The sequence below is a fragment of the Pelosinus sp. sgz500959 genome, from assembly GCF_042610375.1.
In the GTDB taxonomy this organism is placed as follows: Bacteria; Bacillota; Negativicutes; order DSM-13327; family DSM-13327; genus CTSoil-075.
In genome coordinates this window covers 283,799-298,480 of the sequence record NZ_JBGJZL010000004.1, presented here as the reverse complement: position 1 = coordinate 298,480, position 14,682 = coordinate 283,799, and the positions used below count along the sequence as shown (strand labels likewise).

General features: G+C 37.7%; 12 protein-coding genes. All 12 read right to left on the bottom strand.

From position 1 onward, the window contains the following. On the bottom strand, nt 1-2,670 hold the full coding sequence (locus ACAN52_RS08445) for a DrmE family protein (RefSeq protein ID WP_378954223.1): 2,670 nt from the start codon (nt 2,668-2,670) through the stop codon (nt 1-3). 471 nt (nt 2,671-3,141) lie between these two features. Next, nucleotides 3,142-3,387, bottom strand: coding sequence for a hypothetical protein (locus tag ACAN52_RS08440; RefSeq protein ID WP_378954222.1), 246 nt, complete (start codon nt 3,385-3,387; stop codon nt 3,142-3,144). Between the two features lie 28 nt (nt 3,388-3,415). Continuing rightward, entirely contained in the window at nt 3,416-3,802 is a 387-nt protein-coding gene (locus ACAN52_RS08435) for a secondary thiamine-phosphate synthase enzyme YjbQ (RefSeq protein WP_378954220.1), read from the bottom strand. A gap of 199 nt (nt 3,803-4,001) precedes the next feature. After that, on the bottom strand, nt 4,002-5,381 hold the full coding sequence (gene rlmD / locus ACAN52_RS08430) for a 23S rRNA (uracil(1939)-C(5))-methyltransferase RlmD (protein WP_378954219.1): 1,380 nt from the start codon (nt 5,379-5,381) through the stop codon (nt 4,002-4,004). 125 nt (nt 5,382-5,506) lie between these two features. Continuing rightward, a complete protein-coding gene (locus ACAN52_RS08425; RefSeq protein WP_378954218.1) occupies nt 5,507-7,933 on the bottom strand; it encodes a Lon protease family protein in 2,427 nt (808 codons plus the stop codon). Nucleotides 7,934-8,045: 112 nt separating this feature from the next. Beyond that, the gene (locus ACAN52_RS08420; protein WP_378954215.1) at nt 8,046-8,723 is read right to left on the bottom strand and encodes a CPBP family intramembrane glutamic endopeptidase; all 678 of its coding nucleotides are present in this window, start codon (nt 8,721-8,723) and stop codon (nt 8,046-8,048) included. Between the two features lie 229 nt (nt 8,724-8,952). Beyond that, nucleotides 8,953-10,398: an Asp-tRNA(Asn)/Glu-tRNA(Gln) amidotransferase subunit GatB gene (gatB, locus tag ACAN52_RS08415; RefSeq protein WP_378954214.1), complete on the bottom strand. Its 1,446-nt coding sequence runs from the start codon at nt 10,396-10,398 to the stop codon at nt 8,953-8,955. Then, nucleotides 10,399-11,862, bottom strand: a complete 1,464-nt coding sequence (gatA, locus tag ACAN52_RS08410; RefSeq protein ID WP_378954212.1) for an Asp-tRNA(Asn)/Glu-tRNA(Gln) amidotransferase subunit GatA — start codon at nt 11,860-11,862, stop codon at nt 10,399-10,401. 11 nt (nt 11,863-11,873) lie between these two features. Then, nucleotides 11,874-12,164: an Asp-tRNA(Asn)/Glu-tRNA(Gln) amidotransferase subunit GatC gene (gene gatC / locus ACAN52_RS08405; protein ID WP_378954211.1), complete on the bottom strand. Its 291-nt coding sequence runs from the start codon at nt 12,162-12,164 to the stop codon at nt 11,874-11,876. 227 nt (nt 12,165-12,391) lie between these two features. Continuing rightward, nucleotides 12,392-13,777, bottom strand: coding sequence for an L-cystine transporter (locus ACAN52_RS08400; RefSeq protein WP_378954208.1), 1,386 nt, complete (start codon nt 13,775-13,777; stop codon nt 12,392-12,394). Between the two features lie 166 nt (nt 13,778-13,943). Further along, nucleotides 13,944-14,477, bottom strand: coding sequence for an N-acetylmuramoyl-L-alanine amidase (locus ACAN52_RS08395; protein WP_378954207.1), 534 nt, complete (start codon nt 14,475-14,477; stop codon nt 13,944-13,946). A gap of 26 nt (nt 14,478-14,503) precedes the next feature. Continuing rightward, entirely contained in the window at nt 14,504-14,644 is a 141-nt protein-coding gene (locus tag ACAN52_RS08390; protein WP_378954205.1) for a hypothetical protein, read from the bottom strand. Between the last annotated feature and the right edge of the window lie 38 nt (nt 14,645-14,682).

Genomic DNA, 14,682 nt, shown 5'->3' with positions numbered 1-14,682 from the left:
CTAATCAATTGAATGAGGCTTATTAACTAAAGATGCGGGTATAGTGGCACTTATATCTTCTATTTTTTCTATTTGAAGCAATGTGGTCATTTTTTTTATATCCCCTGCAATCGAAGCAAGCATTTTTTCAAAATCATCAATGTACTCACCTGATACTGAATGTATAATTGCTTTACCAATATATTTTAGAATTCTTATCCTAGTTGCACGAACTTCGTTACACGCCTTACAAAAACCATCTGGATCATTTAACATTTCGTTGTCGTTTGTAAGTAATGCTATTGAATAGAAGGAGTCTGAATCACGGGGGCCAACAATTCTACTATCTTCATTTAACCAACTCCTAATTGTAACCTCATGTTTCTTTCTTCCAAGTTGCTCTAAATTGCGAGATATAGAATTATATGAATAATCATTGGAGCTAATATGTTCCTTTAAAGCACGTTTCCAATGCCTTGATTTTCTGTAAAACTCTTTTTGTTGCATACTCAATTGATTTAAATCTATAAGTCTTAATAAAATTTTATCTACTATATCTCTATTTCCATCCTCAATGTTGGAAAAGATCAATATGTCTCCTGCTTCAATTGTGTTAATGTCTTTTTCTTCTACAGCTTTAATAATAGAATTATAGACATAGGGAGAATAATTTTTTGTAAAAAAGGCGTGTTCACCTGTTTGAAATGAAATAAATTTACTCACCTTAGTAGTCGATCCACTCATTTGAAGCGCTTTATTCAATACTTCAGAAGACATTCTTACAGTTTTTTCTTCAATAAATGATTCTAACTCATCTTCGATTTTGCCAACATCATAGCAAACTTTCTTCCACGACTCGTCATTAGCTAAATAATTATATTTTATATTGTTTTTCTTATCATAATAATCCATCATGTCAGCTGTTTTCGCTCTTAGTAAATCAAGTCTCCATCTTTCAAAACTATAGCATATAAACTCAATATTTTCAGCATTAGATAACGTATATGCATTAAACCTTAAATTTTCAGGCAGGCTTAAAATGAAAACCTTTTTATATAATTTATTTTCATTAAATTTTTTCGCTGTACTGAAATCACATTCTGATAATATCAATTTCTCCGAGTTAGTAAAACTTTCAACAAACGCTCTACAATAATTATATTTTGGCATTACAATCGCAATTGGGGTAATATTTTCCTTTTGCAATTGTAATAGTTGTCGCTTAAGATATTCCATCTTTGGGTTATTATCTTGAATAGAGACTTGCATTAAGAATAAAGCGTCTAAGGCAATTCTCATATCACTGGCATAATTACTACCTTGATTTGAAAAAGCTTGTACAATACTTTCTAATTTAGCGAAAACATTATTGGGCGAAATGGCATTGATATAGGAATCATTAATTAACTCTTCCATTATTGAAAGAGGAAAACAAGCTTGTTCAAATAATTTTAATAAGCCAAAGCCATAGGTAATAAAATATTCTTTATCACAACTTTCAGGTAGGTTATTTTTGAGTTTATGTAAAACAAATCTACATATAGATGAATTTTCCTTGTCATAAGGAGTCTCTCGTATCTCACAACTTACATCATTTTCACATAAATTATCTATTTTTTTATAAAGTTTAGCGACCTCATTAACTAGCGAGTTATCTTTATTAATACTATTTAGGTCTTCAATAGTGGAAAGTAAAGCTTCATTTGTCCATGCAAAAAGTTTTATATCCTCGTACTGACATAACATCTGAGTATAATCTCCATATGTTATTGGGGCAAGCATAGTAACATTATTCAACGATTTTCTGACCAACAAATCATTGAGTTCCGATACTCCTGACAGAAAATATTCTGTTCCACAGATAAGAACACCATCTATTTTTTTATCCTCATCTTCCAAAATCAATTCCCTAGCAATAGATAGTTTATTCGTAAATTTAATGACAGGATCAGCACTTGCAGAGTTACCCGCATAATTGGTCGAATCTGATAAAGATGTATAATACGCTGTAGGAAACAACTCGCCAAGCCTAATAGATTCCTTTCCTTCTAGCTTGAGTGCTGTTGATTCCATAATAAAATCAGCTTCTTGTTTTGAGCATACGACGACGAAAGAGCTAGTAATTACATTTGGAATTACTTCTTTATCTATACCAAATACGGAAGAAAGGAATTCTTTCTCAGAAATTGCCTTTTTTCGAATTCCTCGTCCATCAAGCGATGTTGCTTTTGTATAAGATCGTTTATATTTATTAGCAGTTACAGCATTTATCTTTAACTCAGTTTTTACTTGGGATATACGCCCCTTGGCATCGTTTGGAGTTGTCTCCCGACTATGACTAATTAAGCGAATATATCCTTTTTCCTTATTCACTTCCACCACTTCACATCTTCGATTATCACTTATACGGATAACTATGTCTTTTGGAAGTAAAGACAATAACCAATTTTCATCATTAGCTTCTTCTTTAATAACTAAATAAAAAGCAAAACAAATAAGTGCTTGAATAAAGAGAAGATTAGAGCCTGGATGCAAAACTAAGTTCCTTTGATTTTTGTCATCAAACAAGCTGCTTGTAATAATATTTCTATTTTTATCTAAAAAATCTACCATTGATATTGGTTTTTCGCAATAAACTAAAGTTATCTTATTCATTGCCTCAGTAAAACTATGGCAAGTATGATATTGCATCCTATCATACACTTCCCTTCATTTATAACCCTTAAGCTATACTTCCAATCTATAATCGATATCGTCTATCATTATTTTGAGACATTCACTAACACTCGATTCGGATCTTTCTTAAATTGAATATTTCAGTTTGGCAAACTCACCAGTGCACTTTATATTTTATTGCTTCTTTCGTACATATTATTAATACAACCATTAAGGTGTCTTTTTTACCTAATATTCCATACTTTTACACGAAACCCTCCCTAATTCCATGTATTTGTTTATTTTCTAATAAAAATCCGACACATCCCAACACAAAAAACGCCCCAACCGAAGGCCAGACGCAAAAAAAACGCAACCAAAACCATAATCAATCCCTCCAGATTAATAGTTTCAGTCACGTTTATCATAATCAGTAACCTAATGTTATAGCTGGCGAACTTCATCCATTGTAAAACCAGTCATCGAGCATCAGTATATATTACAAGTTCAACTGCCCTGCACCACTTGCAACAACACTTTAGGCTTATCCAACTCATATATTTGCGGCTCGATCCGTCTTACTTCTTCTAATATCCATCCACGTTCCTTGGCTAGTACATCCAAAGCTTCATCCAATGTTGCTGCGACCACAACAGCAATCGCATCCGTATATAAATCTTGATGCACGTTAGGTTCATCAATCATACTCCAACTATGAAATTTCCGATTATGCCGCCATACAAATACTTTCATCCTACGCCGCCTTTCAACTTTAGCAACCCTAGATAATGTTAATAATAACCCTTCTCCGTCTAGGACCATCAAATTCACAGAGATAAATCCCCTGCCAAGTTCCTAGACACAAGCTTTTACCTGAAATAGGAACGCTAACTGATGATCCAACCATAGACGTTTTTACATGAGCACGCGAATTCCCCTCGGCATGTTTATAAGCAAGTTCTGGCACCATATGATCTAGTGCTATCAACATATCCTCTACCACGTCTGGGTCAGCATTTTCATTAATCGTTATGCCTGCCGTCGTATGAGGTATAAATACGTGACATAAGCTGTGATTCCCTTGGCTCTGACCCAATATCTCCGACACGTGACCAGTAATGTTGATAAAGCCTTCATGAGGAGTATTGATAGTAAGTTCTTTTTGCATAGTCAGCCCCCATTGTATTTTTTTTACGATACCATACAAATACACGAAACTAAAAGGTGTTTCGTGTATTTGTTAAACTTTTACACGAAACACCCATAATAAAACGACACCCAACAAGCGTTCGCCCCCTAAAATTGAAGTCTACGAAAACATATCAACACACTTTAATTTTTCACCAAAACCAGCGACACCTTTGATATCAAGCCTTCCCGCGCTCTATCAACGCTACGCACTCAACATGAAACGTATGCGAAAACATATCAACAGGTTGTATCTCCTTCGCCACATACCCTAGATCTGCTAGCACAGCCAAATCCCTCGCTAGAGAAGCTGGATTACAAGAAACATACACAATACGCTCTGGTTTCATGGCTGCAAAGGTTTCTAGCACTTTGGGTTCACAGCCTGCTCTTGGAGGATCGACTACGATGACTTCTGGGCATATGCCTTGTTTGAACATTTTGGGCATGACATGAGTTGCATCACCTACGGTAAATTCTACGTTAGTAACCTGATTGAGCTCTGCATTGCGCCATGCATCTTGGATGGCAGGTTCAACGATTTCGATTCCATAGACTTTTTTTGCGTGGCGAGCTAAGAATAAGGTAATGGTTCCTGTGCCACAATAGGCATCAATAACCGTTTCCTCACCAGATAACCCAGCATACTCCACAGCTTTATTGTAGAGGAGTTCTGCTTGGGTGGTATTGACTTGGAAAAAAGATCGAGCTGAAATATGAAACGTAAATTCACCTAATTGGTCGGTAATCGTGTCTTGACCCCATAATGTCTTTGTTGTATTTCCGAAAATTACATTGGTTTTATTGCTATTGATATTTTGTACAATACTGACGACATTGGGTATTCTTTTACGTAATTCGCCTATGATCTTGTCTTTTTGAGGTAGTTCTATCGTTGACGTAACCAATACGACCATGACTTCACCGGTTTTGGTACCGACCCGCCCGACCACATGCCGCATAATACCTTGTCCAGTATGCTCATCATATGTGGAAATACCAAGTTCACTGACGACTTGTTGCACGGTTTGCGCTATAAGATTGTTATCTTGATGTTGGATCAAACAATGCTCTGTATTAATAATCTGATGCGTACCTTGCGCAAAACATCCGACAACAACGTCCCCCTTCTCTGTGCCTACAGGAAATTGCATTTTATTACGATAATACCAAGGCTCTTGAGCACCGATTGTTTGGTGTATGATCACATCATTTATTTTCCCAATTCTCGTCACCGCATCAACTACAGTTTGGCGTTTTAAAATGAGTTGTTCTTGATAATCTACATGCTGTAGCTGACAACCACCACACTGGTCATAAATAGAACAAGCGGGATTACACCGTGCTGAGGATGCCACCTTTATCGCTTTTAAGTTTGCTTTTGCATAGTTTTTTTTCACTTCAATGATCTGGACATCCACAGTTTCTCCTGGCAGGGCATGAGGAACAAAGACGGTAAAGCCTTCATATCGACCAACACCTTCACCACTATGTCCAAGACTGGCAATTTCTAAGGTATATGTATGATTTTTAATCACAGGTTGTACTTGTTTTTTCACTTTTTGTTCACCTTTCTAGTAAGAATTAAGAAAATACTTAGGATGTTTTACGGCAAGGAATCGAGAAAATGTTATATTTTCTAATTCTGCAATAACAAAGGGTGCCCTAAGGCACCCTTTTTGTATTAAGAGTTTGTTTTAGGTTCTTCCGCTGATTTGCTTAATTTAATAAAACGATCCGTATATTCTCGCAATTGCCGACTCACTAAATCATGTATAGTGCCAGCAGGATAAGTACCATTTTCATCACAAATACCTGCTGGAACGTCCGTCAAAATTTCAATACCTTGATCAATGGTATGCACTGCATAAATATGAAACTTGCCTTGCGCTACAGCTTCAACGACTTCATCATTCAGTGCTAATTCATCAACATTTTGGTAAGGAATCATGACTCCTTGTTCGCCGGTTATGCCTTTGATTTTACAGATATTAAAGAATCCTTCAATTTTTTCTGTCACGCCACCAATAGGCTGTATCTCACCTTTTTGATTGACCGATCCAGTCATGGCGATACTTTGTTTAATGGGTACACCAGATAAACTGGATAATAGGGCATAGAGTTCTGTACTTGATGCACTATCCCCATCAACACCGCCATATAGTTGCTCAAAGGTTAAACTCGCTGTCAAGGCTAGTGGTGTTTTTTGTGCATATTTTTGCCCAATGTATCCGCTTAAAATGAGTACGCCTTTTGAATGACTGGTACCACTCATTTTAGTTTCTCGTTCAATGTTTAGAATTCCACCCTTACCCATATAGGTATTAGCAGTAATCTTAGATGGTTTGCCAAACATATATTCACCAACAGACATAACGGCGAGTCCATTGACCTGACCTACTTTTCTACCTTCAGTATCAATCATGAGTTTACCATCCGCAAACATTTCCTGCAAGTGTTCTTCGTATTTATTGGAACGATAATTTTTTTCAAGAATAGCTTGCTGTACATGTTTGCCAGAGACGATATCGCTCTCATCCATGGTTGCCCAAATATCAGCTTCACATAATATTTTAACAACCTCACTAAAACGAGTCGTCAATTTCTTTTGACTGCCAGCTAAACGACAAGAATATTCGACCATTTTGGTAACAGCTGAACGATCAAAATGCTTCAATTTTTTGCTTGTCACAGTAGAGCTAATAAAACCAGCCATTTTTTGTATATTATCGGCATTACTTTCCATCTGTGTATCAAAATCAGCATGAATTTTAAATAACTTTCCAAATTCCTCATCATGATTATACATGAGATAATATAAATATGGATTACCAATTAAAATTACTTTTACATCAATGGGTACAGGTTTTGGCTTCAAAGAAGCAATAGCTGTCATGCCATATTGTTCACTTAGATTTTCGACAAATAGTTTTTGTGTTTTCAAAATGCGTTTAAGAGCTTCCCATGCCCCCATATTGGTCAAAACATCACGGGCATTCAAAATAAGATAACCACCATTGGCTCTATGTAGAGCTCCTGACTTAATCATGGTAAAATCCGTACTCATCATTCCCATACGAGTTTCGTATTCCACTCTGCCCACTAAATTATAATAAGTCGGGTTGGATTCTACAATGACAGGCGCTCCTTGAAGTTCACGATTGTCAACGAGTAAATTCACTTTGTATTTATCACGAATGGTCTCTTGCGTGTTTTTTTTCAAAAAAGCAAAGGGATTACTATGGTCTTCTTCACCACTATGATCTTTAAAATCATTAATGTTTTTTACAGCATCTTGTTTGATCGCTTCAAGATAATCTACGACCTCATCATTTTCTTGGTATTTTTCTATCACTTCATCAATCAAATTACCAGCGGCGAATAACCCCACCTTACCATCAAGTTTACGTATTTCCTCGCGCATTTCTCGTTCTAATTCTTGCATACGTCTGATGACTTCCATGGCTTTTTCATGAACCATTAGGATTTTCTTTTCGATTTTTTCTCGTTCTTCTTTATCTAATTGTTGAAACTCCTCAGCAGGTATTGCTTTACCATCATGCATAGGCACACCAATAAAACCCGTCGTCGACCACTGAGGCATAATACCATATTCTTCAGCTTTATCATTAAATGAATCAATGAGTACAGAACGTCGCTCTTGATATTTTTTAATAATGTCATTTTTTGATTGTTCATAGTCGTCACTGCTAAAAATTTTACCAACTTCTGTTTTAATATCTTCAATCAGTTCTTCCATGTCTTTGCAAAATAGATATCCTTTACCTGGTGGCAAACGCAATGCAATCGGTTGACTACTATTTTTAAAATTATTGACATAACACCAATCACCAGGAATCTGCTGTTTCACCGCCACTTTATTGACAGCTGCTTTTGCATATGTTATTTTCCCAGTACCAACAAGGCCTGATATGAAAATGTTATATCCTTGGTTTTTAGCAAATAAACCAAACTCCACTGCTTTGACGGCTCGTTTTTGACCAAGCATGACGTCAAGAGGTGGTATACTCGCTGTTGTTTCAAAATTAAAAAGATTTTCATCACACATAAAACGTAGCTTATCAACAGATAATTCAGGATAGTTAGTCATAACTCTGCTCCCCTTTTCTATTCTGCGTTTTACTTCTCTTCTTCGACTCTTTTCACCAAAATCCCTTTTACTTTTTGTAACTTGTACCAATATTAGGTATAATTGATCCTTATCATAATGTCACATTAAAAAATAACATGAGTATTTTTAAAGTATTAATGACCGAATGAGCAATCATTCCACTGATGAGAGAACCTGTCCAGTGATAAATAAAAGCCAGCCCCATCCCAACGATGATCATTTCACCCAGCCAATAGAGATTAAAATGCATAAGGGCGAATACCAAGGAACTGGCAAAAGCTCCCCCAAGAACCCCCCAATGTTCTTGCATTGGTAAAAATGTGAATAAACGATACAATAACTCTTCACTTACAGGCGCCAAAAATCCAGCTAAAAATAAGGGAATGATTAATTGCTGCCAAGTTGTTGCATTCTCAACCTGCAGGACAAGAGGATGCTGAGTTGGCGCTGCAAACAGCATCGTTGCTGCTATTCTTTCACTAAACATACTAACCGCTAACAAAACAAGACCAGCCGCTAAGCCTTTTAGAATATTATTTCTTAACTGATCTAAAGATAAGCCCAGTCTTTTAAAATCCTTCCTACACTTACCAATCCCTAACCAAACTAGGCCTATGATGACCATTCGATCTGTGACTTCAATGATAAAGGGTGTCGGCTGAAAGAATAGGGGATATAAAAATCGTACTAATAATAAACCAACTGCCAATCGTAAAATATGAATCGAAAACACTGCTGTCAGATTCCAAGAAGGATGGCCTGATACCATGTTTTTTTACCTCGCTATATGAAAGATGCATATCAATATCATTATGCACGACCAGCTTATCTTTCATTCTTGGAAAAATTTAAGTAACTCAGACAACACTAACCTATCTTTTGTATAATAATATGATTGTTGATTCCATATTATTATAAAGGGCAGTCAAGTAATATGGTCAAAAGTTACTGATATAAAAATAAAGAGTGAGACCAGCTCACTCTTTATGATCAAAACATTATTGATTTTGTAATCTTTCACGTAACAAAGTATTTACCATATCTGGATTAGCTCGTCCTTTACTTTGTTTCATCGTCTGCCCCACTAAGAATCCAATGGCTTTTTCTTTACCAGCATTAAAATCAGCGACTGATTGAGGATTCGCTGCAATCACAGCGTCCACAATTCCAATAATTTCACTGCTATCGGAAATTTGCACAAGGCCTTTTTCTTTAACAATCACTTCTGCATCTTTACGACTCGTCCACATTTCTTCAAATACAGATTTCGCTATTTTGTTAGAAATAGTACCTTTTTCAATTAAAGCAATGAGATCTGCTAACTGTTTAGGTGCTACTGGGCACGCCAAAATGCTAATGTTTTCATTATTTAAATGCTTGGATACTTCACCCATGAGCCAATTGGCTACGAGTTTGGCATCAGCTTTGCATTGTACACTTTCATCTAAATAATCAGCCATTGCTTTGCTTGTAGTAATCACTGCAGCATCATACTCAGAGAAACCATAACTGTCCATGAGCCGTTGTTTGCGAGCATCAGGAAGTTCTGGCAAATTAGCACGAATTTCTTCCACTTTAGCAGGATCAACCACAATTGGCACTAGGTCTGGTTCAGGTAAATAGCGATAATCATTGGCTTGCTCTTTACTGCGCATGGAAAGACTAATGCCTTTATTTTCATCCCATGTACGAGTCTCTTGAATGACACGTCCGCCTTCTTCGAGCAATTCTTCTTGACGAGCCGCTTCATATTCGATACCTCGTTGTACAGAACGGAAAGAGTTCAGATTTTTCATCTCAGCTTTCGTACCTAGAGTGGTTGTACCACGAGGACGAAGAGAAATATTGGCATCACAGCGCAAACTGCCTTCTTCCATCTTACAATCAGATACATCAAGGTATTCTAAAATAGCTTTTACTTTTTCCAAATAAGCTCTCGCTTCTTCAGCAGAACTCATATCTGGTTCAGAAACAATCTCAAGAAGTGGTACGCCAGTACGATTATAATCTACGAGTGCAGAGTCAGAACTATCAATCGTATTACCTGAATGGACTAATTTCCCTGCATCTTCTTCCATATGTACACGAGTCACACCAATGCGTTTCGTTATACCATTGACTTCAATATCAAGATGGCCATTGATGGCAATTGGTAAATCATATTGGCTTGTTTGAAAATTCTTCGGCAGATCAGGATAATAATAGTTTTTACGGTCAAATTTACTAAACGGCAGAATTTCGCAATTGAGCGCAAGACCAACTCGTACAGCAAATTCAACGACTTTCTCATTAATAACAGGAAGTACACCAGGCAGTCCTAAACAAACTGGGCATACATTAGTGTTTTGTGGAGAACCAAATTTGGTACTGCAACCACAAAAGATTTTTGAGTGAGTTTTAAGTTCTGTATGAACTTCAAGTCCAATTACAATTTCATAATCCATTTATTTTACCTCCAGGGGCGCAAAGCCTTTGTGGTAGTTATTATTTTGTTCAAAAGTATAAGCAGTGCGAATTAATGTTTCTTCTGCAAGAGGTTTGGCAATGATCTGCAATCCGATTGGCATACCACCAGCAAAACCGCAAGGAATGGAAACAGCAGGCACACCTGCTAAGTTGACAGGAATAGTACATACATCTTGTAAATACATGGCCAGTGGATTATTAGATTTTTCACCGATTTTAAAAGCCGTTGTTGGCGCTGTTGGTGTAATGATAACATCTACATTGTCAAAAGCTTTATCAAAATCTTGTTTTACCAAGGTACGAACTTTTAACGCCTTGAGGTAATAAGCATCATGATAACCTGCACTTAGGGCATATGTACCAAGCATAATCCGACGTTTAACTTCAGCACCTAAAAATGCACTTCGCGTTTTCTTGTACATATCAACAATATCAGTGCCTTCTACCCTCTGACCAAAACTTACCCCATCATAACGGGCCAAATTGGAACTAGCTTCAGCAGGAGCGATCATATAATAGGCAGACAAAGCATATTCCGTATGAGGCATGGATATTTCTTTATATTCAGCGCCTAAAGAGACTAATTGCTCAATGGCTTTATTAATGGCTCTTTCCACTTCTGGGTCCATTCCTGAAGCAAAATATTCCCGTGGCAGTCCAATTTTTAGCCCTTTTACATTGTTCACTAAGGATTTAGTATAATCAGGTACACCCGCATTAATGGATGTAGAGTCTTTAGCGTCATGTCCACAAATAATATTCAGTACATGAGCACAATCCGTCACATCACGAGTGATCGGTCCAATTTGATCTAAGGATGAAGCATAAGCCACAAGACCATAACGAGATACACGTCCATAGGTAGGTTTCATCCCCACTAAGCCGCAGTAAGCTGCTGGTTGACGGATTGAACCACCAGTATCAGAGCCAAGAGACCAAATCGCTTCACCAGCGGCAACGGCTGCTGCTGATCCTCCGCTAGAACCACCAGGCACTTTCTCTAAATCCCAAGGATTAGATGTTGGGAAGAAACCAGAGTTTTCCGTAGATCCTCCCATAGCAAACTCATCCATGTTGGCTTTACCAATTACCACAGTATCATTTTCGATTAATTTTTCTACAACAGTGGCATTGTAAGGAGGAACAAACCCCTTGAGGATTTGAGAAGCGCAGGTTGTTGTAACTCCATTGGTACACATATTATCTTTTAGAGCACCAGGAATACCTGCTAGGGTTGAGATGGCTTGTCCTTGACTAATTTTGTCATCAACGATTTGAGCTTGAGCAAGTGCTCCCTCACGAGTTTGGGTAATATAGGCGTGTACATCTTTTTCAACGGCATCGACCCGATCTAATACAGACTGGGTCAATTCAACTGCGGATATTTCTTTGCTAACCAGTTTTTCATGTAACTGATGAGCAGTATATTTAAATAGCTCCATGCTTACTCTCCTTATCCTTCCATAATTTTAGGGACTTTAAAATAGCCATCTTCTTGCTCTGGAGCATTGGACAAGGCTAATTCCCTAGGCAACGAGATCTTTGTTTCATCAGCACGCATCACATTTTTAAGTGGCAAAACGTGAGCTGTAGGTTCTACATCATCAACATTTAGTTTATTTAACACTTCAGCATATTCCAAAATAGCATCCATCTGTCCAGTAAAGGTCTCAAGTTCACTTTCCGAGAACTCCAACCTCGACAATAACGCAACATCTGCGACATCTTTACAAGTAATCTTCACAATCTCACCATCCAAATTTAATAATGACTAGGAAATTTCATAATAACTTATATTATACCATGATTGGCAAGATTTTAACACGCGATATCTGCTACAATTTACAAGTTCACGATAATCGACTTTCTAAAAAACAGGCAACCAGCGGAGTTTATGCTCCACTCGGTTGCCTGTTTTGTCTTTGATCTGATTTTTAGTCATGACCTTACAAGAATCGTTTCTTATCAATTCTAAATTTCTTTATTACTATCCTGAATATAAATGTTTCGATCGATCTCGTTCATCAATCGACTGGTCGCAACACCAGCGATCATGGCACCACTGACATTGAGCGCTGTTCTACCCATATCAATTAATGGCTCAATCGCAATTAATAAACCAACAATACCGACTGGCAATCCCATTGTGGAAAGCACGATCAAAGCGGCAAAAGTTGCGCCGCCGCCAACACCGGCAATACCGAAAGAACCAATGGCAACAACGATCACCAATTTAATTAAAAAACCAAGCTCAAGAGGATTAATCCCTACAGTCGGAGCAACCATGATGGCCAACATAGCAGGATAAATTCCTGCGCAACCATTTTGTCCAATGCTCACACCGAAAGAAGCTGATAAATTTGCATAACCCGAAGGCACACCTAGTTTATTGATCATTGTATCAATGGTCAAAGGCATTGTCCCTGCACTTGTGCGAGAGGTAAAAGCAAAAAGCAAAGCTGGTATCACTTTTTTGACATAGGTAAGAGGGTTAAAGCCCATCACGAAGAGTATGAATAAATGAACGATAAACATAATAATCAACGCGACATAAGAAGCAATGACAAATTGAATCAATTTATAAATTTCAGCATAATTACTGGTTGATATAAATTTAGTCATTAAAGCCAATACACCATATGGTGTCAATAATAACACAAAATCCACAAGCTTCATCACAATATCGTTTGCCGTATTAACGGCCTTCACAAAAAATTCCGCTGATTCTGGTTTAGCTTTCTTAATACCTAATACGGCAAGACCCACAAGGGTTGAGAAGAAAACAACAGACAGGGTATCCGCACTGCCTTGACCTGTGAATGCATAAAAGGGATTCGTCGGAATAATTTCTATGAGCTGCTGTTGTACAGGTTTGGCCTGAAAATCAGTCAGTTTACCTTCTACTTTTTTCGTCGCACCTAGCTCAGCCTCACCGACTTGTAGTGTATCAGCTGTCAAATGGAATGCCAAAGAAGATCCAACGCCGACAACGGCTGCTATAGCGGTGGTAAATAACAAGATCCCAATGATAAGACCTCCCACTCGACCAAGAATTTTTCCATCCTTTAGATTGGTAATGGCTGCCGTGATCGATACGATGATCAAAGGCATTACAATCATCTTAAGCAACCTAACATATCCTGTGCCGATTACATCAAACCAACTATTAGACTGTTTGATAATCGGTGATGACCCACCAAAAATACTCTGCAGTGCAGCACCAAAAAAAATACCTAGTACAAGCCCGACCATAACTCTTGTTCCAAATGTTACATGCTTTCGCTGCATATAATATAAAATATATACTAGCCCAAGCATTGCGATGATATTGATGAGTAATGTTAAAGAATGATTCATAATTTTCCCTACCCTTTACAAAAAATGTGAAATGACGACTGCTAGTGTAATTAAAAAAAGCTAAGGAAACCGCCAAAAGCGTGTTTCCCTAGCCTTCAGTTTTCCGATCAGCTAATCGTTTCGGTTTTGATTCTACCACAGTCTTCTCACCCGTGTCAATATTTTTTCACTCAGCTAATTGACTCAAATAATCAGTAATTCCCCGAGCAATAGCTGCTGAAAACTGATCTCGAATCTTTTCATCAGCTAATAACTTCTCGTCATCCTCATTGCTAATAAAAGCTGTTTCAACAAGGACGGCTGGACAATCCGTAAGGCGTAGGACGTAGAGATTTCCTGTCTTTACGCCGCGGTCCACGGTACTCAAACTAGTGACGATTTGTTTTTGTATGCAAGTCGCAAGTTTTTCGCTATCACCACCAGTGGCATAACAAAATGTTTCCGTACCTCTTGCATCCCCATTGACCGCTGCATTGCAATGAATCGACACAAATAAATCCGCTTCAAATCGATTGGATGCCTCTACGATGTGGCTCAGTACATTTTCTTGTACTTCTAATACTTCGCAAAATACGGCACGCAGATAACCTGCAACGCGCGACATCATATCACAGGTGACACTGGCCTCTTGCAATCCTGTATGACCAACAGCACCACTGTCACGCCCAGGGTAGTGGCCACCATTAATGGTTATTTTCATCTTTTGACACACCTTTCTATAATGTCTTATCCCCGTAACATCATTCCAATTACAACTAATAAACCACCAAGCAATACCAAACTAACATTTTCTACTTTACTTTTCGACGAACATCGTTTTGCTGACCGTACCATCCGTGGACGATTTTCATCTAGTTTTCCCATCATTACGCCCCTCTTGAAATACATTTTTTACCATATTAATC